Source organism: Bradyrhizobium sp. 192 (assembly GCF_023100965.1).
Lineage (GTDB): Bacteria > Pseudomonadota > Alphaproteobacteria > Rhizobiales > Xanthobacteraceae > Bradyrhizobium > Bradyrhizobium symbiodeficiens.
In genome coordinates this window covers 3208665-3230589 of record NZ_CP064690.1, presented here as the reverse complement: position 1 = coordinate 3230589, position 21925 = coordinate 3208665, and the positions used below count along the sequence as shown (strand labels likewise).

Genomic DNA, 21925 nt, shown 5'->3' with positions numbered 1-21925 from the left:
TCGCCTATGCAGCCACGGCCTCGTAGATATCCTCCTCCTGGGCCGTGTGCATGCGCACCAGCGTTTCGATCGCCTCGATCACGCGCTGGGCGTCTCGAATCAGGTAACGGTCGATCTTCTCCGACGGCAGGTCCTCCGCGATCCGGGCGAGCAGCCGCGCGAGATGCAGGATCTCGCGATGCGCGCGGCTCATGGCCGAGAGTCCGTGGCGGTCGCGCAGCACCTCCGTGAGCTTCGGATAGACGCTGTCTTCATCCTCGCGTTCGTGCATCACGACGCTGCTCTGGACCAGTCGGTGGGCCTCGCCAATCAAGGCGACGACGGATTCGGGCGCCGCGTCGTCGAGCGCATCGACGATCTGGCGCAAGCGGTCGAGATCCCTGAGCAGGGCCTGATGATCATGATGCAACGTCAGCCCCTGCTCCGCGGTGAGGCGCGGGCCACTCCTGACGAGCGGCGGATTGAGCGCCCGCAGCGCGTTCAGAATGACGGCAACATCGATCACCTCCTGGACGATCGCCGCGGGCACGGGATCGAGCCAGCCAACGGCGGCCGCGACCATGGCGACCAGCGACAATCCCATCCCGACGAAGATGCTCTGCAGGGCAATGCGCCGCGTCCGCTGCGCGATGATGATCGCTTCGCCGACCCGATCCAGCCGGTCCGTGAGAATCACCACATCTGCCGCCTCGGAGGAGGCGCTCGCACCACGCGCGCCGAGCGCGATCCCGGTATCAGCCATGGCCAGCGCCGGAGCGTCATTGATGCCGTCGCCGACCATGATGGTCGGATGCAGCCGCTGCTCGCTCCGCACCGCTTCGACCTTGTCCGCAGGGACGCGGTCGGCCAGCACGGCATCGAGATCGAGCGCCGCTCCGATGGCCTGCGCCGCTGCGGCACGATCACCCGTGACCATCACCATCCGCTTGATGCCGGCGTCCCGCAGCAGCCGGATCGCGCGTGGCGTGTCCGCCCGCAATTCGTCGGCCAGCAGCAATGCGCCGGTCAGGCGGCCGTCCACCGCGACAAAGACGATCAGCGCCGAGCGCCACGAGGCACGTCGAATCGCCCGCAACTCCCATGCCGACAGCTCGGCATGCGAGAGAAGCATCTCTCGCGAGCCCGCCACGACGTGGCGTCCGCCGATCCGGCCGCCGAGGCCGGAACCCATGATCTCCTTGACGTGTTCCGGGGGCTCGAGCTTGAGCCCGCGATCGAGGGCCGCGGCAACGACGGCCTTCGCAAGCACGTGATGCGACGCTTGCTCGAGCGACGCTCCGAGCCTGAGGACCTCATCCGGATCCTCGCCCGGCGCGACTTCGACGGACAGCAGCCGCGCTCCGCCCACCGTCAGGGTACCGGTCTTGTCGAACAGCACGGTGTGCGCACGGGCCAGCGACTCCAGCGCGCTCCCGCCCTTGGCCAGGATGCCGCGGCGGGCCGCCTGCGCCACCCCGGCGATGAAGGCGACGGGTGCGGCCAGAATCAGGGGGCAAGGCGTCGCCGCGACCAGCACGGCAAGGCTGCGGGTCAAGTCGCCGGAGATGCGCCATGCCACGAAGGCGATGACGAGTGTCAGCGGCAGAAAGATCAGCGCATAGCGGTCGGCCATCCGCACGAAGGGGGCTTTCGCAGTCTGCGCCGCAGTCACCATGCGCACGATGCCCGCGTAAGTGCTCTCGCTGGCCACCGCCGTCACGGTCAATTGGAAGGTCTCGCCCGCGTTCAGAGAACCGGAGAGAACGGCGGTTCCGCGCGTCTTCTCCACCGGAATCGGCTCGCCGGTCACCGTGGATTCGTCGATGGTGGCCGAGGCCGACGCAACGACACCGTCGACCGGTACGATTTCGCCGGCCTTGACCAGAAGCTCTTCGCCGACCGCGACGTCCTCGACCGGAGCATCCTCGATCCGCTCGCCGGATTTGCGATGAACCTGCCGTGGCGCCCGATCGACCAGGGATCGCAGATCATGCTCCGCCCGCGCGACCGCGATCTCCTCCAGCACGTTGCCACCGGAATACATCAGCGCGACCACGGCGCCGGCGAGCGGCTGTCCGAGCGCGAGGGCCGCACTCATCGACAGCAGCGCGATCGCGTCCACTCCGACGCGGCCGCTCATGAGATCCCTGACGATCGAGATCGCCAATCCCGCAATCACCGGCGCCGTGCCGAGCGCCCACGCGAAGTCGGCTACAACAGGCCGGCCCGCGGCTCGCGCGAGACTACCTGCAGTCAATCCTGCGATGGCGATCGCGACCAGAGCCCATCGCAGGATTCGATCAAACGACATGGCTTGAAAACATGGCTTGGTTTCCACGGCTGGATACGAATGATCCTGCGCCGAAACCTGCTTTGCCACTTGAGCTGAATCAACGTGGCCGTCGCGCGACCTAGCCGCCGCCGGCGCGGGCGCAGCTGATCGCCTCCGTGAGCACCTTGCGGTCGCCGATGTGATTGGCGAGCAGCAGGATCAGCCGGGCGTTCATCCGCAGCGCCTGATCCTCGTCGAGGTCACGCTGGCTGTTGATCAGCTCGGCATAGAAATCGTCGGGATCCCTGATGTTGGGTGACAAATTGAGCGTCATGCCGCCAGTTCCTTCCGTCCGGCGATGTCGTGTCCGGAGGCCCGCAGCATCGCATCCGCGATCCCCGCCTCGTCGAATCCGGTCCAGCGTGCCGCGACATATTGATCGGGCCGGAACAGGTAGGTGGTCCCGGGCGAAGCGCCGTAGCGCTCGGCAAGCAGGCCGGCGGGATCGGCGATGTCGCGGCCGACGACAATGAGCTTCGCTTTGAGGGGACCCACCGCGATCTCGGTCTTGTCGGTCTCCTTGCCGAAGGCCACGACCGTGAACGCATCGCCGAGACAAGGGAGGAACCAGACGGGCTTGCCATCCGCCGTGATCGGCGCATCGGCCGCATTGGTGCCGGGCCGCACGCCGCCCATCATCGAATCGTCGTCGGGGGTATTGAGCGCCGACGTCACATAGGGCGTCGGCGTCGAGAGACGGCCGCTGTTGACCAGAGGTCGCGTAAAGCCATGATGCCGGGCGAGCTCCAGCACCGCGTCACGGAAATGGCGGCTCGTTTTCGTCTTCGGCGTGATGAAGTCGGTGGCGCGCGTGGAGTTCAGGATGTTGTCGTCGGCGGCATAGGCGCGCTCCTCGTGATAGCTGTCGAGCAGCGCTTCCGACGCTTCGCCGCGCAACACCATCGCGAGCTTCCAGGCGAGATTGTCGATGTCCTGGACGCCGGTATTGGCACCGCGCGCACCGAACGGTGAGACCTGGTGCGCGGCATCGCCGGCGAACAGCACCCGGCCCTGGCGGAAATTGTCGATGCGCCGGCAGGCGAACTGATAGATCGAGACCCATTCGAGCACGAACTCGGTGTCCTCGCCGAGCATGGCGCGGATGCGCGGAATCACCCGCTCCGGCCTTTTTTCCTCATCTGGGTCAACCTCCCAGCCGAGCTGGAAGTCGATGCGCCACAAATTGTCGGCCTGCCGGTGCAGCAGCCCGGACTGGCCGCGGTGGAACGGCGGATCGAACCAGAACCAGCGTTCGGTCGGGAAATCCGCCTTCATGGCGACGTCGGCGATCAGGAAGCGATCCTGGAAGAACTGTCCCGTGAACTCGGCGCCGACCATCTTGCGCACGTCGGAATTGGCTCCGTCGCAGGCGATCACCCATTGCGCCTCCATAGTGAAGATGCCGTCGGGCGTCTCCACCGCCAGCGTCGCGTGGTCGGCCACCTGCTTGAGGCTGATCAGGCGATGCTTCCAGCGCAGCTCGATCAGCGGGTCGGCCCGGCATTTGGCAACCAGCATTTCTTCCAGATGATACTGCTGCAGATTGATCATGGCCGGCCATTGGTGGCCGGCCTCGGGCAACAGATCGAACTGGTAGGACATCTGGTCCTGGAAGAAGACCTTGCCGACGTTCCAGCTGACGCCGCGCCCGACCATGGGCGCCGCGCAACCGAGGCGGTCCCAGATCTCGAGCGGACGCTTGGCGTAGCAGACCGCGCGCGAGCCGATCGAGACGGTGTCGTTGTCGTCGAGCACCACGACCGGCTGGCCGCGCGCCGCGCAGTCGAGCGCGGCGGTCAGGCCGATGGGACCTGCGCCGATCACCACGACCGGATGCCGCTTCGCGATCCCCTCGGCCTGCTCCTGGGAACGCCGATAGCCGAACTTCGGATAGATGTAGCTCGTCATGTTCGCTTCCTGATGCGCGTGCCGGGATCAATGCGCGTCCGCGAATTCCTTTTCGTGCATCCAGGCGGTGTGGCGCGGCGGGCGCTTGGTGCGCGACCATTCCTCGACCATTTCGTGCGCGACCGATTTCATGCGGTCGATCTGCTCGGGCGTCGCGGTCCAGGCCGCAATCTCCAGGCGATGACCGCTGGGATCACGGAAATAGATCGACTTGAAGATGGTGTGGTCGGTGACGCCGACGACGTCGAGGCCGGCAGCCTCCGCGCGCGCCTTGGCCTCTTCGAGCTCGGCGAGGTCCTTGACCTGGAAGGCGATGTGCTGGGTCCACTCCGGCGTGTTGGGATCGCGGCCCATCGGCGGCGAGTTCGGCAGCTCGAAGAAGGCGAGGATGTTGCCGTTCCCGGCGTCGAGGAAGATGTGCATGTAGGGATCGGGCGCCTTGGTCGAAGGCACCCGATCCTCGGCAATGGCGCCGAGAAGGTCCATGTTCATGACGGTCTTGTAGAACTCGACGGTCGCCTTGGCGTCGACGCAGCGATAGGCGACGTGATGGATCTTCTCGATTTTCATGGCGCTTCGCTCCCTGGATCTACGGTTGCGAAATTGGTATCAGATGTTACTATTCTTTGAACTTGATCTGGATCAACCGGCTCCGAAGAAATTTTCCGGTGGATCGATGGACGGGAATGGCTTGATGGGACGTTCGAGCGTGGCGCGCGGGGACGCGGCCGAAGCCGCGACGGCGCAAGGTGGCGACGAGCTGGATCTGCAGCGATATTTTCCGTACCGGCTGGCACGCCTCGCCGAGCAGGTATCGCTGGCGGTGGCCGAGGTCTATTCCGAGCGCTTTGCGTTGACGCGGCAGGAATGGCGCGTGCTCGCCATTCTCGGCATGCGCCCGGAGATTGCGACCAAGGAGATCGGCCCGCTGACGACGCTCGACAAGATGCAGGTCAGCCGCGCCGTGCAGGGCCTGGAGTCGCGCGGCATCGCCGGCCGCAAGCACCATCCCGACGACCGGCGCGAGCTGATCGTCTCGCTGACCCCGGCCGGTCGCGCGCTCTATCGCAAGATCGTGCCTCTCGCGCTGGCGCGGGAGACGAAGCTGCTTGGGGCGCTGACCGCCGAGGAAGTGGCGGTGCTCGACCGGGTGATGCGCAAATTGTCGGCCGCGCTGGCGTAGCTCTTCCCCTCACGCCGCCGATCGCTCCGGCAGGCCGCCCCGCAGAGCGTCAAGCAGGCGCTGCTCGCGCTCGATCCGGGCGCGATAGAGCTCGCGTTCGCTCGCGCTTCTGGCGCCGGCCAGCAACACGCGATAGTGCCCGATCACTTTCTCGCTGCCGTTGATGAGGAGGTTACGGACGTCACTCATCGTTCCGCTCCAGTCGCGGCAATGGCCGATGGCGTGTTCGGAACGGTGAATGCGGCCGGGAAGGCATCGGCGGCAAGAGCCTCGAGCGCAGTCTGCTCCTCGGCGAGGCGTCGTTCGATAAACTGGCGCTCAATGTCCGACAGCTCAGTCTTCAGCAGGCGTCGATAACGAGAGAGGTTGTTGCGGTGCGCGCGGATGCGGGCGAAATCCTGATCGAGCATCGTCGTCACTCCTGACGGTCTTTCACGGTCCTTTTCGAATTTACGGTGTGGGAAGAAGCATCTTCCGGCGCAAAAAATATTCAGGCCCGTTTTCCTGTCAAGACCCTCTCTCGCCGCTTCCTTGACGACACCGGGGGCCCCAACAAAAAAATCTTGCGCGTCCCTCTTGCAAGCTCCTTGCGGCGCTCTAAGTCGTTTTTCGCCGCGAGAGCGGTGTGCCGGATGCCCGATCGGGTCCGGCGCGGGCGCCGGGCCGGGGTCTTCGGATCCGTTTTCCGATTCCTTAAACGGCGCTCCTTCGTATCCATCTTGCTCTTTGGAGGACTTGGTATGAGGACCACCTTCGACTTCGCGCCGCTGTGGCGCTCCACCATCGGCTTCGACCATCTGGCCGATCTCGTCGACAGCACGCTGCGTCAGGCGGGCGAGGACAATTATCCCCCCTACAACATCGAACGCTCCGGCGAAGACCAATACCGGATCACGCTGGCCGTAGCGGGCTTTGGCGTCAACGACATCAGCGTGACCGCCGAACAGAACGCGCTCACCATCGAGGGCCGAAAGCCGGACAGCGCCACGCGCGAATATCTCTATCAGGGTATCGCCGCGCGTCCGTTCCGCCGCGTGTTCAATCTCGCCGACTACGTCCAGGTCAAGCAGGCCGCTTTCCAGGACGGTCTCCTGGTCATCGATCTCCTGCGTGAAATTCCGGAAGCCATGAAGCCGCGTCGGATCCAGATCGCGGGTGCTGCGTCACCGCAGATCGAGCAAAAGAAGGCGGCCTAGGCGCGTCGAACGCATTCGACAATGACGACCATGGCGGATGGCGACCGGATCGCCATCCGCCGATCGAACATCCCTTCGAAAGGAGTGTAGAGGGAGACAAGAAATGACCAATGCCAATGCGACCACCGGCGGTCTCGGCGCGCTGTTCCATCCGGCTGCGCATTATGCATCGCCAAGCGCCGTCCTCGACGACGGCAAGCTTTCGACAGCGGAGAAGCGGATCATCTTGTCGTCGTGGGCCTCGGACATGTACGCCGTCGAATCCCACCCGGCGCTGCGCGAGATTCCGGGCATGGATCAGCCGATCCGGCTCGCGGACATCCTCAGTGCGCTGCGCAAGCTCGATGACGACGACGACCCGCCGCCCGGCGGCGGCGTCCCGATGCGGCTGCGGCGGCCCTGGGCCGCCGCAACGCCGTAATCGAGGACCCGCCAAGGGATCTGTACGAGGCCGGCTCCGCCAGATTTCGAGGAAGCGGAGCTTCTGGCTGGGGCGGGAGGGTACTCAACCAGAAACTGCTTGGGATTAACCGACTGAAAAGCTTAACGAAACAGGCGACACCGATGCGATGTGTAGCACCTCAGTGCCGCATCTCGCCAAGATCCGCAGGCCGGACGCATTCGCAAGCCTAAGCGACACCAAAACTCGGCGCTGCCATGGATTTCGCCATCGACGTTTCCATGATGCCGGCCATTGGCGGTTCACCCACAATCGGTCGTCGTCGCCTAGGGCGTGGACTCAAAAGCCCTGAGCCAGGCGCGGATTGAGGCGAGCAAGGCCGCGGCAAGGAAGTTGCGTGCAAGCTTGTTGAAGCGGGTTGCTACCCGTCGGAACTGTTTGACTTGCAAAAGAAGCGTTCGATCAGATTACGCTGGCGGTAGATCGCCGGATCGACGGAGCGCCGCAGGAGCCGCCGCGAGCAGCTTGGGATGTTGGGCTGGGCACCTGTGCTCGTGATCAGGTCGAGCACGGCGTTACTGTCATAGCCTCGATCGGCAACCATGGTGGCGGACGTGGCAAGTGAGCTGCTGCCGGTTTGATGGACACCGAGATTGGGTGTTTCATGAAGCCGGAGGTGGTCATGCAGAGACGGAAGTTCAGTCGAGAGTTCAAGGTCGAGGCGGTCAAGCTTGTCAGGGAACGAGGGGTGTCGGTGGCGCAAGCCGGCCGCGACCTGGGGGTTCATGAGAACGTGCTGCGCAAATGGGTGAAGGAGTTCGGCTCCGATCCCGTTCAGGCCTTCCCCGGCCACGGGCAAATGAAGCCTGAGCAATTGGAGATCGAGCGGCTGCGGCGCGAGGTCACCAAGCTGAAGGCGGAGCGGGACATCCTAAAAAAGGCCGCTGCCTACTTCGCGAAGGAAGCGACATGAAGTTCGGCTTCATCGCGAAGCACCGGACCATCTGGCCGGTGGCATGGCTATGCGAAGCAATGGGCGTATCGCGGTCGGGCTTCCATGCCTGGCTGAACCGATCGCCCAGCGCCAGATCCCGAAGCGACGAGACGGTAGGCCAGAGGGTCAAGGCGAGCTTCGTTGCCAGCGACCGGACCTATGGCGCACGGCGCGTCTGGAGAGACCTTCTGGCAGACGGCGTCGACTGCGGCCTGCATCGAATCGAGCGGCTGATGCGCCTGCAGGCCTTGCGGGCGAGACCAAGGCGCCGGCGCCTGCCGAAGGACGAAGGCGACCGGCAGATAGCGAACGTGCCGGCGAACCTTCTGGATCGTCAGTTTGTGGCTGAGCGGCCGAACCAGAAGTGGATCGCCGACTTCACCTACATCTGGACCGCCGAGGGCTGGCTCTACGTGTCGGCCGTGATCGACCTGTTCTCGCGCCGTGTGGTCGGCTGGTCGATGAGCTCTAGTATGACAGCGCAATTGGTTGCCGATGCCCTGTTGATGGCAGTCTGGCGCCGCGGCAACCCGGATGCTTTGATGCATCATTCCGATCGCGGCAGCCAATACGTCAGCGAACAGTTCCAGCGCCTGATGGCCGACAGCGGGATCGTTTGCAGCATGAGCCGATCCGGCAATGTGTGGGACAACGCGGCGATGGAGAGCTTCTTCTCGTCGTTGAAGACCGAGCGCACCGAGCGCAAGACCTATCGCACCAGGAACGAGGCAAGAGCAGATGTGTTCGACTACATCGAGCGGTTCTATAACGCCGTCCGGCGTCATTCGACCATCGGCTATCTCAGCCCCGTTGAGTTCGAGCGTAAGGTGGGATTAGCTTAACCTGGTGTCCATCAAACCGGCAGCAGCTCAATTTACGACAAACGACCTCGGGTTTGGTGAAGGCGCTTCGACAAGTAAGTCATGAGCATTGACCTAGGTGAACTTTATCAACCAAAGCGGTGACCTTAAGACCCGCTAGCAAGTAATTTTTTGCTGTTTTCCCGTGCGAGGGCGTCAGACTATTTTCCATTGGGAATTTGATTTTCAGGGACATTGCCATGGGAAAACCGGTGTTCCGCGGGTCATTCGCATTTTATGCAGCAAAGGCTCATCACGACCATAAAACGGCGGGCGAACAGTACCTGCTCAGGCTGTTCGGATCCGCGAAAGACGTTCCCGATCGTCTACTGCGGCAGTGGTCGGACAGTGTTGAACTGCTGGGCCCCGAAACCGTGGGCCGCATAATGGAGCCGCAAGCCCATCAGGTCACAAGCGGCAACGTTCAATATGACCATGCCAGCGATTTTCTTCGCGCCGTGTTGAGAGACCCAGGACAGAAAGTGCGGTGATCTAAGCTGCAGCCTCAGAGCGCAGATTCTCTGCGCTGCTCTTGCCGCGCTTACGATCAAGCTGGACTTCATACGAGATCTTCTGGCCCTCAGCCAAACAATGAACTTAGCTTAGGTGGACACCTTCGGCACTACTCAAACGTCGCGGAGCGTTGTCAAGCAAACACCTGCTAGCAACACGCAAACCATGCAAGCGACACTGGTCTTCTGCAACTGGGCGGCTGAGGTCGGCTGGCTTGGCGCCGCTTAGGGCAAAACAGCAATCTACACTTCACGGTCGTGTGCATGAAGCCAGTTTGGCGGTCAAACGAAGCGGTGCTGAAACAATACCGTCCGATGCTAAGGCGATTGAGAGAGGTTCACATGCGTAGTTTAATTTTTGGAGCAGCGCTCATAGCGCTAGCTATGCTCGGAACTTCATCGTTTGTTTCGGCCGCTCTTTCTGCAACGCGGGATGCCAAGCCCGCAACGCTTTCGGAGCGGTTCGCGCCAGCGGACGTTCCCGCCTGCACCTTGGCCCCAGGGCGAAGGTCCATTTCGAGCGTGCCTTCTTGAGCGCCCGGTTTTCGAACCATCGATGTACTCCTATTCAATTGGAGCTCGTCGTATCCCTGGTGCAGAGGGATTTGGACTGAGAAAATGTCATTCCGAAACATCGTGCGATCCAATACCTGATTGCCACAGCGGGTCGGGTCGCTTTGATCGAACAACATGCGCCTCCCAGAAGCTTGGGACATTCCGCCGGTAGGTCAATGGGTCTGCATTTTCCGAATCGACGTTCCATGGTCGCTCGCACATACGGCGCGTTTCGAGGGTGCAGGCGTGAGCCAGTTTCTATCGATGCGGCTGCTAACAACAGCCGTATTCTGACCATTTGACTCGGAGTGGCGGCATGGCGCCTCTCTGACCAAAAGGACATTGACATCACTGGCCAGATCGCACGTCAGTCGTATAGATGGAAAGGGGCGCCGGCCAGATAACCCTTTCACAGGACTAGCGCTCTCCGTGAAACCCCGGTGCACTTCGCTGGCATAGTCCTTGCGTATCAAGCGGCATCTCCGTCGGTCCTGGCAGGGAGTCGTTTCGCGATGAAGCAGAAATCTCGAGTCTCGAAGCCGCGCAAGCCCACTCTGGCACACATGGTGTCCGATCTGGTGAGATTGCTTAAGGCCATGGAAGACCTTGAGGAGCTCAGAGCCAAGGTGCGGCTCGCGGAGAACAACCAGAAAACGCATTAGCCCGAAATGGCTTACAACGCGACCGCCCTTGCGCTGGCCCATTGGCTGTTGTTGGACGGCCGTCAGAGCAATCCCTCTATTCCTCCGCTCAAATGGGCAGACAGCAAATTTCCCTTCTCCAAGATCGTGACCGGGGAATTCGGACAGCCCGGAGCCCCCAAGTGCTCCAAAGCTTTCTTTTGATCATTCTTCTCCCGGCTTCAGCAGGGCAGACAGCTCTTCGTCGCCTTACGATGCCCATGGTCGACCGCCTTCATCCTCGTTCGTTCGCCGCGTCTCAGTGGTCAACCGGTGGTCAGGTCCGTGTCGTCCCCACTAGTGAAAGGCGACGACCTGCTCACCAAGAGCCGATCGGAGGTAAATCTCTACATTGAATTTGATTATATGGTTCTATAAATTGAAAATCGAACTCAGGGGCTCGGGGTGTCCATTCGCCTCCCAATAATGAAGCAGCTCCAATAATAGCGGGCGAGCGGCTATTTTTGTCGACGTCAATTCATGCGACGCCTTCACCAAGTCCATCGACCTCGTGACAATGGGCGAGACGATATTTCCGCCGTCATTTATGTCGTACGTGCTAGACATCGCACATCACGGCGAGCTTCATCTGACGCCGGCGAGCGAGGATCGTTCCAACACTCCCGCTGCTTCGGAGTAAGGGATTGTGCCCGCCTGTCACCGCGAGAGCGAGCAGTGCTGTCTTACCTGATCGAGGGCAACTCTTACAAAAATATTGCGCGAAAAGTCGATATTGCCGAAGCAACTGTGGAGGTTCATGTCAAGGCGATCCTCCGCAAGATACGAGTCCAGAATGCGACGCAGGCGGCCATTTGAGCGATGAACAACGGATCACTGGGACGAGGCTCAATAGCCCACAGCTTTGCGGTCGACCGGATATGCTCGCGGTATCTCTCGAAGCGAACGGAGGCCTCACGAAGCCGGTTGTGACAACGTCGGATTGAGAGAGCCGAGCAGGCGCTGGCAAGCCTCGAATCGACCCACGAGCCACAACGTAGTCGCCAGCGGAGGAGTTTCACTTATCGCAGCCCGCGAGAAATGCGGCTGGTCATCAGGACTAGTGCTTGGATACATATGCGCTCTGAATCTGAGCAGCAGCAAAGTCGCAATCGACCTTCTTTCGGCCATCCTCATTCGCGCAATCGGCACCACCATCCGCAGCCAAAACGCCAGAGTTGGTGCCGGTGGCGAACGGCCCCTTGGTGCCGCCTCCTTTGCCACCGCCAAATCCGTTTTCCCCGCCGGATGCCGCTGCAGCATGAGGTGAATTGGGCCGGCCACCGCCGCCGAATCCGCCTCCGCCTCCACCTCCACCTCCACCTCCACCACTGGAGATCATCGAGCTGTCCCCAGAGGACCGATCATTGTCGAAGATGGACTGGCTCCTGTCGCTGGATGCTGTTCCGTTCAGGCCACCCGAACGCGCAATCGCTTTCGACGTCAGGGAGGTAGATAGGAGCAGGGTCATGACGGGGGGCGTCACCGCTGCAAATCTTCCGCAGGTTTTCAGAAACATCCTCCGGTCGTCATCTTTCTCGTCGTCCCGGGTCACGACACCCTCCTAAATCTATAACTGGCCTATAATATTATAAATTAAATATACATTCAATCATTTTCTATTCAGTCAGCTTCTTGTACCGTGCATTAGCCGCGCTAACCCATTGACTCATCTGTGAATTCGGCGCAACCACCGCAAAATCTAAAATGAATCGATATTTAATGATTTTTATAGTCGCACGTTTGCGATCTGACCTCGATCACGACCAGTGTCGCTATGCGAACGGAATTTCATCGACCCGCCGCCGAGGACATCGATATCTGGTGTTGTTCGAGCAGCGGCGCCTTCGTTTGTGATCAGCCTTGAGAGCCGTACCGATCCTGCTTTCATGGATGCTTGGGCTATCCGGCGAGTTGGCGACCGGTTTTCGAGAACAGCGGAGCAGTCAAGATCAGCGGCTCGCCATTCCCAAACGCTGACCGAGGCCGAAGGAGCTTGCCTGCCGCCTGAGGCTACTCGCCGATCTCTCCATTGCTCGGCGGAAGCGAAGCCAAGCGTTGGCTCTGGCCCACCTTCCGCAGGGTTGCGACTAACGTCTCCAGCTTGGCCTCCTTGGTGAGAACGAGGCAGGAGCCCTCCGCCGCCAAGCTTTGCGTCTCGCTAATACCAGCCGGATCCGCGAAGAGAACCACCCGGGCGCCCTGGCCCGCGGTGCTGGCGAGAGCGAGAAGGCCAGACAGACTGATACTCGGCCTAGCAGCATCAACCAGGGCAACATCCGGCACAAGAAGCCATATTGCCTCACTGCAGCTTGCTGCATCTCCGAGGAGGCCACGATCGCAGGTCACTCTGCGTCACAGGACGCTGCTGATCCCTTGCAAGACGATCGGGTACCAATTCGCTATGGCAATTCTGATGCGGCGCATATCTCCTTCAGCCGACCGAAATCAAAACCCGCACGGCGGCGGTTTATTCCAAGGAAATTTTCTACGCGTCCGCGTGGAGCACGTTGACCATAAAGCCGATACGCAACATCAAGGGATAGCCCCCCCCTGCAGTGGCGGCTGTCGGCTGCGGCACCGTAACTTCTTTGGAAAATGGCCGTATAAGTACGGCCCCGCTGGATAGGCTGAATCACGGATTCCTTGGAAAAGTGAAGTCCGTTTGACTATTTTAAATGGTTGCACTAAAATAAATACTAGCAGGATATAGTGAGATCGACATTCGCCTCCTGCCGACGCTGTTATTACTGACGATATATAGCGACAATCGCAATTCAGTCCTAACATCCCGCGAAATTTCGCCCTTGGCACGCCAGCAAAGAGGAGGCAAGGAACAGAGTCCCGTCCGCCAAGACGGAGGTGCTGATCGAGCACGAATGGCTATCTGTAGTTTTGATTTTGATTTTGGCCGTGTTGGCCGAGGAGGCTCAAATGAAGAGCGAAGATTCCTTTCATGCGTATGATTTCAATAGGGGGCGGTCAAATGGACGAGACGCCTCTCGAACGAGAAAGCTCAGTTATTTTTGTGGGACCGCTGGACGCTGATCGGCAAATTTGATCGGCACCTTTTAAGCAGTCGCAAGTGATCTTCGGTAACGAGTAGGTGGCCACATGTATTCGTCGGCTGTTTTGCGTCAAACTCAGCAGAATTTGATCGTCCAATTCACTGAATTGCAGAATCTGCGTATTCGCGTATTGAATGCCGAGCAACGGCTGTTTGGCAGAAGGCGAACCAAGCGGCGAGCCGTCCTTGGAAGACGTCGACTGGGTCGGACCGTCGACCCGCACCGGTAGCGCCAACGAACCGTTGGCGATCGCTCCGCCAACGGATGGTGCTTGCCGGACGAGGCTTCGACTGGTATTTCCCTCCCTCTGCTTTCAGGCCGGAAGTAGTTGGGGACGACTTCCAATGGATAATGACGACTGGACATCCGCCAGTACGGCGGAGCTGTGGCGGCTGTACGATGAAGTGACTGCGGTTCTTAGCCGCAGAATGACAGCGGAAAAAGCCAAGCTCGAAGAGCGGCTTCGCAGGCTCGAGGGGCGTACCGAGGGCCAGTACGAGCAACGTACACGCCGCCCTTACCCGCCAGTACTGCCAAAGTATCAGAACCCCAAGAACCCGTCCGAAACCTGGTCGGGCCGTGGTAAGCAGCCCCGATGGCTGAAAGCGCAGCTTCGCGCCGGCAAGAAACTGAACGATCTCCTGATCGACCGCAAATCCGGACAAAGGCGCCGCCGGGCCGGCTGACCCTCCGACTGTCGTTAGGACCGCGATGTCAGGGCTGCGCCGGGCGCCACTTTAGCGAGTATTATCCTCTTTCCCGTTAGGGCTGCCGTCGTAGCCGCCGTTGCCCTTGCCATTGTTGCCCTGCACACTTCGCCCGCCAGAACTGGCGATAGCGGTAGAGGTAAGAGACGTCGAAAGTAGCAGAACCATCGCCGGAGGCGTGACGGCGGCAAATTTTCCGCAGCTCTTCAAGAACTCACGACGTTCTTCATTCTCGGTATCAAGGCGAGCCATGATATAATCCTCATCATCCAGCCCAGTTTTAGAATAGCTGTAGTCCGGCATTGGCGCCATTAAATATGTTATGTAGTATCTATTTTTTTTGCCAATTATCGAACGACCAACCAGGTCAGGGCCGGCACCGCCACCCGCCAATAGCGTGAAACGCCGATATTTATTTTGACATCCATGCTTTAGAATTCAATATTATCATTTAATATATGGAATGAGAGCAGCACAAGCGTGCCAGCCGAGGGTTGCGAATTGCGGGTCGAGTTCCAGATTCACTTGTTGAGCGGCCTCTTTGCCCGAAGCGATGCCCTGCACACCGAATACGCAAGCGCCACCGCCTTGGCCGGACATTTTCGTCGATGTGTCTTTTCAGAAGAGGCATTGGACATGCCCGCGGGCCGAATGCACTGCCCTCCAAGAGTCAGTCTAACTACAACGAACAGCGATCGCCTGGTGAAGCAGCAGGTATCGGAGGGGCTATCCCTTCAGCATCTGCTGAGCCTAGTTGTTCGTGTTCGCTTCCGAGAATTTGCATCGGCTGAACGACCTGCGCGCGCTAATACCCGATCCGTTCTACAACGCGTTCCGGGCAGCGCGCAATTGGGTATCCAGAACGTTCCGGTCAAGAACACCATGAAGCCGGCTTCATCCACGGACAACAGCGGGGCAGATCAATGACTGTGACCGAGACCACAATCGCACGATTGCGATCTGGCGAGGCGGATACGAGAGCTTTTCGCAGGCCGGGCTTCTCACCTGTTCGACTACGAACGCTGATGAACCTCGCTGTCGCGGACACGGGACTGGACATGTCGGGAATGACTGTGCTGACCGAAGCCGCAACTGGCGCTTATGTCGTAACCCCAGTCCTCGCAGCTATGGCCGGAGCCAAGCACGTCTTTGCGTTCACAAGACCCGGCCGCCACGGAACCGTGTCCGATACCAAGCGCGAGACGATGGAACTCGCGGCCCTTCTGGGCGTCGCTGACCGCATCGAGATCCTTGAAGAGATCAGCGCTAAGATACTCCATAGCGTCGACATCGTGACCAACAGTGGCCACCTGCGACCTCTCACGACTGAGCTGATCGATCAGCTGCGCGACGACGCGGTGATTGCCCTGATGTTCGAGGCGTGGGAATTTCGTCCCGAGGATCTTGATATCGGAGCGTGCGCACGGCGCAAAATCCCGGTGGTCGGCGTCAACGAGCGGCACCCCGCAGTCGATGTCTTCTCATTCCTAGGCCCCCTCGTCGTCAAGCAACTGCACGACAGTGGCCTGGCCGTCCTCGGCAATAGGATCGGCTTGCTCTGCGACAACGACTTTCTTCCTCCCCTGCGCACCGGGTTGACAAGCTTGGGAGCGAACGTGAAGACATTCAACAGTGTCGCGGCTGTCCATCCCGACGCATGGGACGCCTTCGTCGTTGCCTTGCAACCAGCGACCACGCTGCGCGTCGGTCAGGCGGAGGCTGCGCACCTGGCCGCATGTGCTCACGCCGGCACCGTAGTGGTGCAGTTCTGGGGTGACATCGATCGAACGGCGCTGGCGCGAAATGGCTTCGCTGTCTGGCCTGCTGGTCCCGTCAAGCAAGGCCACATGGGCATTCTGCTATCGGAGATTGGTCCCGAGCCGATCGTACGCTTGCAAACAGGCGGCCTGCGCGCTGCCGAATGGGTTCGACATGGCGGCGCCGTGACACCGGATGGTTTCGCCCAGCTCGTACCGTGGCAGGCGATGACGTGACGGAATCACTACAACCAGACGTCGTCCTCCTCGCGGAGGGCCCGACAGGGTTCGCAGCGCTTCGCTCTTTGGCTGCACGGTGCCGCGTGGTCCAGGTCTTCCGAAAACCGGACTCACCCGAGGCGAGTGCGTTAAGCACATTTGCGGAAGCACGCGGCATCCCGGTTACGGAGATGCAGGAGTTGAACCAGCTCCAGAAATTGATCGCAAACCTGCGACCGGCGGCTGTTGTGATCTCCTCGTTCGATCGGATCATCCCGCCGCGTATCCTTGCCTCGTGTCGCTTCGTCAACGTGCACTATTCGCTGCTGCCGCAATATCGCGGGCGCGCCAACGTCAATTGGGCAATCATCAACGGCGAGACCACCGCCGGCATCAGCATTCACCTTGTCATCCCGGATCTGGATGGCGGCAATCTATTGTTTCAGCAGGCTATTTCGATCGTTGCGAGCGACACGGTCACCTCTCTCTACCATCGCCTCAACGCGATTCAGGAGCGCGAGCTCGGCGGAGCCGTGATACGAGCTATCACCGGCGAAGAGGGCACCCCTCAAAACACCGATCATGCCTCCTATGGCTGCACCCGTGTTCCGGACGATGGAGAGATAGACTGGCGGCAGCCTACCGACGCCATCGATCGGCTGATCCGCAGCTTGACGCCGCCATTTCCTGGTGCCTTCACCCACCTTGTCGGACAGCGACTCATCATCGCTCACGCCGCGCCGCAGCCTGATGCTCCCTGCTATGTCGGCCGCGTGCCCGGCCGGATCGTAGGGCGCTCACCTTCCGAAGGCTGGGTGGATGTGCTGACTGGCGACGGCGTCCTGCGCATGTTCAGCGTTCTCGCTCCTAACGCCGAGCGACCATGTGCTGCCGCCTCCGTCATCGGGTCGACACGAGCCACCCTTGGGCTGTCGCGCCTCGATCTGCTCCGCCGGATCGCCGCGCTTGAAGACAGACTCGCCTCGCTCGAGCAGATCAAATGCGCTCACGACCAAGCGCAACCGGTCTGACCTGGGGCGCCTCAGGGCGACAGCGCCAATGCCTCACACCCCATCTCGTCCCACGGTGGCCCACAGCCTGTCACGGCCCGGGCTCTGCACGCGAACCCAGCGGTAGGGCGTTCGCGACCACGGCCTGACCTGTGACGTGAGGTTGTCCAGGACGAGATCGCCGCTCCTGGTCCGCACCAGAAGCACGAGATGATGCTCACCGGAACTCACGACGACTTCGCTCAATAGGAGGACGCGCGCCGGCCAGCCTCGTCGAAGCAGCTCGTGGCGCTTGCTCACCGCGTAATCGTTGCAGTCACCACGATCTGGGTTGATGGTCCACGCCTCGCCAGCAAGACCGAACTCATTGCGAGCGGGCTCTATCGCCAGATTAACGGCGCGATTGATCTCCTGCAGGTCCGCCCATCGCCTTTCAGTCAACCGGATCGCACCGCCGCGAAAGGCGCGCCGCGGGCGACATTCGGCCTCATACCGCAGACAGAATACCGTGTAAGTGAGAGGCGGAAGCGTCGGACGTCCGAGCTCTATGCGCGTGGGAGCCGGCAGCGCCGTTGGCATGGTCAACAATGCCGCACCCGCCCACTGAACGCCTCCGATCATGACGGCTATGGCTGCCGCGACGGCCGGCCCCGAGGTTCGTTGCATCCGCCGATCCCCCTGAGAACGCCAACAAGGCCAGATTCACCGCTCGGCGCGGCTTGTCCGGACGCGGGAACGGTCCGGGCAAACTGGATTGAGTTAAATATTAATGTTATTTAATTTAACTCGCAATGATTTATTGCACATTAAATCGATGCGGGTGGCAAATGCAGAGAGCCGCGGGTGACGTTCACGAACCTGCCGAGGGGATGGATCGAACTGATGATTGGAGCGAGAAGTCCTGATCTGGGCGTGTATTCCGACGGAGAGGCCCATCAAGGACAGCGCGGGAAATGCCTCGCGCATCCAGCGCCATCCCGACATCTTGCCGCCGCATATAATCCAGATTATTGATTTAATTATTCGCCAAGGCAAATGTTCAAACGGCGCTTCGCCGAAAGGGACAGAGTGCAGATGCCAGATGAGTTGCTCGTCATTCTGGGGGCTGAAGCTACGATACTTGCCTCAGTAGCGGTGATAACCCTTTACGCCAGGCGGATGGACGTGCTGAGCGGACGCTCGTTCGAGCGATCGGTGGCCTCGCCCACGCGCAACAGGCATCCGTTACGGTCGATCCGTCGAAAGCCCCGCGGTCTGTTGCGATTGATCAGGAAGTGGGGCGATCTCACGACGTTCGCCACGCTGAATTTCGTGCGGCGCTTCGACATCCTCAGAGCGCTGCGGTGGGGCACTCAAACCGGACCCCAGACTCCGTCCCAGGGCGTGATGCCCTTTCGTCAGCCGCGCACGCCCGCCGCCAAGGCCGCCCTTCCGGGCCCTGATCGCAACGCCGACCCCCAGGGATAGGGCGCCGGCACCGAAGGTTTCCGGGAAAACTCAGCGCTCCTTGAACGCGCGCCCCGCTTGATCCTGCAGTGGCTTGAGCAGATATGACAGCGCGGTCCGACCAGCGGTCTTGATGAAGATCTCGACCGGCATGCCGGGCAGCAGCTTGGCCGAGCCGAGCTTCGCCACCTCTTCCGGCTTCAGCAGGACGCGGCCGGTGTAGTAGCTCGTGCCGGCGCGCTGATCCTGCGTGATGTCCGCCGAGACCATGCTGACCTCACCGTCGATTTCGGGCGTGGTCTTCTGATTGAACGCCGCGAAGCGCATTGTCGCGATCTGTCCCACATAGACCTGGTCGATATCGCGCGGTGCGATCTTGAGCTCGATCGCAAGTGAATCTGCATCGGGTACGATCAGCATGATCTGCTCGCCGGGCGCTATGACACCGCCAACGGTGTGGACGTTCAGCTCGTGGACTCGGCCTGATTGCGGCGCCCTGATATCGACCCGATTCAGCTGATCAACCGCGGCAGTCCTGCGCTCGCTCAGCTCGGAAAGTTTCGAGCGCGTATCGATCAGGTCCTTGCCGACTTCCGTCCGCAGGTCCTGGTCGATCTGAATGGTCTGGAGTCCGATTTCCGAGATCTTGCCTTTCGACTGAGCAATCATTCCCGCGAGCTGGCTGCGCTCGCCTTCGATGCGGGCGGAATCGCGCTCGAGGGAATTGAGCCGCGTGATCGGCACCAGGTTCTTCTGCCAGAGGCTGCGCACGCCCTCCAGCTCCTGGCGGATGAATTCAACTTCCTTCTGCTTGGCCGCGGTCTGGCCCATATAGCCCTTGATCTCGTTTTCCAGCTGCGCGCTCTTCTCCTGCAACTGCGCTTTCTGGCCGCTTCTCGCCTGACGACGCAGATCGAACAGCTTGCCCTCGGCAATGATCGCGCGATTTGCCTCGGAGTTGCTCTCCTTGGCCCGGTCGAGCAGCACCTTGGGAAACGAAACCTGCTCGGCGCCATCGCGCTCGGCCTCGAGACGGGCCTGCCGTGCGAACAGCTCATCGATGCTGTTGGTGACGATTGTCGCGTTCGCGAGCGTCTGGGTCTCGTCGAGGCGGATCAAAATGTCACCCGCCTTGACCCGGTCGCCCTGCCGCACGCGCAACTCTCCCACGATTCCGCCCGTGGCGTGCTGAACCTTCTTGACGCTCGAATCCACCACAACCACGCCTTGGGCGATCACCGCGCCCGACAATTGGGTCGTTGTTGCCCAGCCGCCGACCCCGAAGGTCAACAGAGCGAGCATGATCATTCCGACGATCATGTAACGCTGGATGGATTGCAACGCCGGCGCGACCTGACTGCTCATCGGTGACCTCCTTGACCTTCCCCGACGACTTTGAGCGGCACCGGATTTCGCAACACTTTTTTGAGAACCTCCTCTCGCTGACCGAAGGACTGAACCCTGCCCTCCCCGAGACATAAGACATGGTCAACCGCTTCCAGCGCCTTCGGGCGATGCGCGACAACGGCGACAATTCCTCCGCGGCGACGCACGTTCAGGATCGCTTCGGTCAAGGCCTCCTCGCCCTCGGCATCGAGATTGGAAGAGGGTTCATCAAGCACGACCAGGAACGGCTTGCCGTAGAAGGCGCGCGCAAGCCCGATACGCTGCCGCTGCCCCGCCGACAGCGCCAGACCTCCCTCGCCGATCTTCGTGCTGTAGCCCTCTGGAAGGGAAAGGATGAGGTCGTGTGCACCTGCGGCATGTGAAGCTTCCAAAACCGCAGCGGCGGTTGCCTGCGGGTCGAATCTTGCAATGTTCATGGCAATGCTGCCGTCGAACAATTCGACGTCCTGAGGCAGATAACCGATGTGCTTGCCGAGGGCATCCGAAGACCATTGATCGAGGGCGGCTTTATCGAGCCGGATCCGGCCGCGCATGCACGGCCACACCCCAACCAGCGCCCGCGCCAGCGTCGATTTGCCGGAGCCGCTCGGACCAATGATACCGACCGCCTGCCCGCCCCGCAGCTGGAATGACACTTCGCTAAGGGTCGGCCTCTCGGAGTTCGGAGCGCCGATATAGAGGTGCTCGGCTGTGAGGGTTTCGACAGGCGCAGGCAACGCCAACCGCTCCTCCTCCTCAGGCAGAAGCTTCAGCAAGTGATCGAGCCGTTGCCCCGATTGCCGCGCGGCGACGAAGCCTTTCCAGTTCGCAATGGCCATTTCGACGGGGGCCAGTGCACGCGCGGTGAGGATCGATCCGGCAATGATGATGCCGGCGGTCGAATCCTGGTTGATGACGAGGACCGCCCCGACGGCCAGAACCAGCGATTGCAGGATCGCTCGGAAGATCTTCGAGGCGCCACCTAGTCCGTTGGCGACATCGCTGGCCCGCTCGTGCGCCGCGAGGTACTTCGTGTTGACAGCCTGCCAACGCAAGGCCGCCTGCTGGCGCATGCCCATGGCCTGTAGAACTTCGGCATTTCGCCGGCCCTCGAGCACAAGGGCCGTTCGCGAAATGGCCAAACGCGAGGTCGCCTTTGCCGGCCCTCGGGTTCGCGTTTCCGTAAGCATCGTAATGCCGACCAGCACCAGCGCGCCGGCCAGTGCGGTGACGCCGATCCAGAAGTGAAAGAGGAAGCAGACGCCGAGATAGATCGGCATCCACGGCAGATCGAACAGCGCCGTCGGTCCTCCGCTCGACAGGAAGCTGCGGACCTGATCAAGATCCCGCACCGGCTGCAAGCCGTCGCCATCCGCCCTGGTCTTGAGAGGCAGGCGAACAAGCGCGTCGAAGATGCGAGCGCCGAGCATTTCATCGAAATACCGCCCGACCCGGGCGCTGATCCTGCTCCTGATGAGGTCGAGCCCACCCTGAAACACGTAAAGCACCGTCGCCAGGATCATCAAGGCGATCAGTGTCGGTATGCTGCGCCCGGGCAGCACCCGGTCATAGACTTGCAGCATGAAAAACGAGCCGGTGAGCATGAGAAGATTGCTCATCCCGCTAAAGGCCGCGAGAACCCAGAAAATCCGGCGACAGGACCGCAGGAAGGCCGACAGCTCCGACTGCGAGTCATCATAATGATCCGCCGGCCGGCGACGACCACTGAATATTCG

Annotated in this window: 21 protein-coding genes and 2 pseudogenes; 11 read left to right on the top strand and 12 right to left on the bottom strand. The window is 61.1% G+C overall.

The genetic code is table 11. The features are described from left to right. Window positions 1-4: 4 nt before the first annotated feature. The 4 genes from IVB24_RS14705 to IVB24_RS14690 form a co-directional block, all read right to left on the bottom strand. Entirely contained in the window at window positions 5-2290 is a 2286-nt protein-coding gene (locus tag IVB24_RS14705) for a heavy metal translocating P-type ATPase (protein ID WP_247773395.1), read from the bottom strand. Between the two features lie 100 nt (window positions 2291-2390). Next, window positions 2391-2585 carry a DUF2783 domain-containing protein gene (locus IVB24_RS14700; protein ID WP_247773394.1) on the bottom strand — a complete coding sequence of 65 codons (195 nt, stop codon included), beginning with the start codon at window positions 2583-2585 and terminating at the stop codon, window positions 2391-2393. Beyond that, window positions 2582-4219 carry an FAD-dependent oxidoreductase gene (locus tag IVB24_RS14695; RefSeq protein ID WP_247773392.1) on the bottom strand — a complete coding sequence of 546 codons (1638 nt, stop codon included), beginning with the start codon at window positions 4217-4219 and terminating at the stop codon, window positions 2582-2584. The genes IVB24_RS14700 and IVB24_RS14695 overlap by 4 nt, the downstream gene beginning before the upstream one ends. A gap of 27 nt (window positions 4220-4246) precedes the next feature. Continuing rightward, on the bottom strand, window positions 4247-4789 hold the full coding sequence (locus tag IVB24_RS14690) for a VOC family protein (RefSeq protein ID WP_028143158.1): 543 nt from the start codon (window positions 4787-4789) through the stop codon (window positions 4247-4249). Window positions 4790-4913: 124 nt separating this feature from the next. Here IVB24_RS14690 and IVB24_RS14685 point away from each other — a divergent pair, with 124 nt between their 5' ends. Further along, the gene (locus tag IVB24_RS14685) at window positions 4914-5402 is read left to right on the top strand and encodes a MarR family transcriptional regulator (RefSeq protein ID WP_247773391.1); all 489 of its coding nucleotides are present in this window, start codon (window positions 4914-4916) and stop codon (window positions 5400-5402) included. 9 nt (window positions 5403-5411) lie between these two features. On the opposite strand, the gene IVB24_RS14680 is transcribed toward IVB24_RS14685, so the two are convergent. Further along, complete coding sequence (locus tag IVB24_RS14680; protein ID WP_166466623.1) at window positions 5412-5591, bottom strand: hypothetical protein; 180 nt, start codon at window positions 5589-5591, stop codon at window positions 5412-5414. Continuing rightward, a complete protein-coding gene (locus IVB24_RS14675) occupies window positions 5588-5812 on the bottom strand; it encodes a hypothetical protein (protein ID WP_094975490.1) in 225 nt (74 codons plus the stop codon). The genes IVB24_RS14680 and IVB24_RS14675 overlap by 4 nt, the downstream gene beginning before the upstream one ends. Window positions 5813-6142: 330 nt before the next feature. Here IVB24_RS14675 and IVB24_RS14670 point away from each other — a divergent pair, with 330 nt between their 5' ends. Further along, on the top strand, window positions 6143-6598 hold the full coding sequence (locus IVB24_RS14670; protein ID WP_018322651.1) for an Hsp20 family protein: 456 nt from the start codon (window positions 6143-6145) through the stop codon (window positions 6596-6598). A gap of 103 nt (window positions 6599-6701) precedes the next feature. Then, a complete protein-coding gene (locus IVB24_RS14665; RefSeq protein ID WP_247773390.1) occupies window positions 6702-7019 on the top strand; it encodes a hypothetical protein in 318 nt (105 codons plus the stop codon). Between the two features lie 305 nt (window positions 7020-7324). Here IVB24_RS14665 and IVB24_RS14660 read toward each other — a convergent pair. Beyond that, window positions 7325-7482 (bottom strand): annotated as a pseudogene (locus IVB24_RS14660) (transposase); the annotation flags it as partial. A 198-nt stretch (window positions 7483-7680) separates the two neighbouring features. On the opposite strand from IVB24_RS14660, the gene IVB24_RS14655 reads away from it, so the two are divergent. The 4 genes from IVB24_RS14655 to IVB24_RS14640 all read left to right on the top strand — a co-directional run bounded on the left by IVB24_RS14655 (window position 7681) and on the right by IVB24_RS14640 (window position 11415). Continuing rightward, window positions 7681-8834 (top strand): IS3 family transposase gene (locus IVB24_RS14655; RefSeq protein WP_247768201.1). Its coding sequence is split into 2 segments (ribosomal slippage): window positions 7681-7930 and window positions 7930-8834, totalling 1155 coding nucleotides; the frame shifts between segments, so codons are not numbered across the junction. Window positions 8835-9052: 218 nt separating this feature from the next. Beyond that, a complete protein-coding gene (locus tag IVB24_RS14650) occupies window positions 9053-9343 on the top strand; it encodes a hypothetical protein (RefSeq protein WP_247773389.1) in 291 nt (96 codons plus the stop codon). Window positions 9344-10431: 1088 nt separating this feature from the next. After that, window positions 10432-10581 (top strand): hypothetical protein, encoded by a 150-nt coding sequence (locus tag IVB24_RS14645; protein WP_247773387.1) that lies wholly within the window; start codon window positions 10432-10434, stop codon window positions 10579-10581. 693 nt (window positions 10582-11274) lie between these two features. Continuing rightward, the gene (locus IVB24_RS14640; RefSeq protein WP_247773386.1) at window positions 11275-11415 is read left to right on the top strand and encodes a LuxR C-terminal-related transcriptional regulator; all 141 of its coding nucleotides are present in this window, start codon (window positions 11275-11277) and stop codon (window positions 11413-11415) included. A 421-nt stretch (window positions 11416-11836) separates the two neighbouring features. Here the strand turns inward: IVB24_RS14640 and IVB24_RS14635 are convergent. Beyond that, a pseudogene (locus IVB24_RS14635) lies at window positions 11837-12115 on the bottom strand (hypothetical protein); the annotation flags it as partial. 1893 nt (window positions 12116-14008) lie between these two features. On the opposite strand from IVB24_RS14635, the gene IVB24_RS14630 reads away from it, so the two are divergent. After that, window positions 14009-14350 (top strand): H-NS histone family protein, encoded by a 342-nt coding sequence (locus tag IVB24_RS14630; protein ID WP_247773385.1) that lies wholly within the window; start codon window positions 14009-14011, stop codon window positions 14348-14350. A 51-nt stretch (window positions 14351-14401) separates the two neighbouring features. Here IVB24_RS14630 and IVB24_RS14625 read toward each other — a convergent pair whose 3' ends face one another. Next, complete coding sequence (locus IVB24_RS14625; RefSeq protein WP_247773384.1) at window positions 14402-14674, bottom strand: hypothetical protein; 273 nt, start codon at window positions 14672-14674, stop codon at window positions 14402-14404. Between the two features lie 722 nt (window positions 14675-15396). On the opposite strand from IVB24_RS14625, the gene IVB24_RS14620 reads away from it, so the two are divergent. Next, window positions 15397-16365, top strand: a complete 969-nt coding sequence (locus IVB24_RS14620; protein ID WP_247773383.1) for a hypothetical protein — start codon at window positions 15397-15399, stop codon at window positions 16363-16365. Between the two features lie 182 nt (window positions 16366-16547). Next, entirely contained in the window at window positions 16548-17378 is an 831-nt protein-coding gene (locus IVB24_RS14615) for a formyltransferase family protein (RefSeq protein ID WP_247773381.1), read from the top strand. 33 nt (window positions 17379-17411) lie between these two features. On the opposite strand, the gene IVB24_RS14610 is transcribed toward IVB24_RS14615, so the two are convergent. Beyond that, window positions 17412-18023, bottom strand: coding sequence for a transglutaminase-like cysteine peptidase (locus tag IVB24_RS14610; RefSeq protein ID WP_247773379.1), 612 nt, complete (start codon window positions 18021-18023; stop codon window positions 17412-17414). Between the two features lie 408 nt (window positions 18024-18431). Between IVB24_RS14610 and IVB24_RS14605 the strand changes: the two genes are divergently transcribed. Continuing rightward, window positions 18432-18824, top strand: coding sequence for a hypothetical protein (locus tag IVB24_RS14605; RefSeq protein ID WP_247773378.1), 393 nt, complete (start codon window positions 18432-18434; stop codon window positions 18822-18824). A 30-nt stretch (window positions 18825-18854) separates the two neighbouring features. Here the strand turns inward: IVB24_RS14605 and IVB24_RS14600 are convergent, their stop codons facing one another. Continuing rightward, entirely contained in the window at window positions 18855-20168 is a 1314-nt protein-coding gene (locus IVB24_RS14600; RefSeq protein WP_247773376.1) for an HlyD family type I secretion periplasmic adaptor subunit, read from the bottom strand. Further along, window positions 20165-21808, bottom strand: a complete 1644-nt coding sequence (locus tag IVB24_RS14595) for a type I secretion system permease/ATPase (RefSeq protein ID WP_247773375.1) — start codon at window positions 21806-21808, stop codon at window positions 20165-20167. The genes IVB24_RS14600 and IVB24_RS14595 overlap by 4 nt, the downstream gene beginning before the upstream one ends. Window positions 21809-21925: the final 117 nt, after the last annotated feature.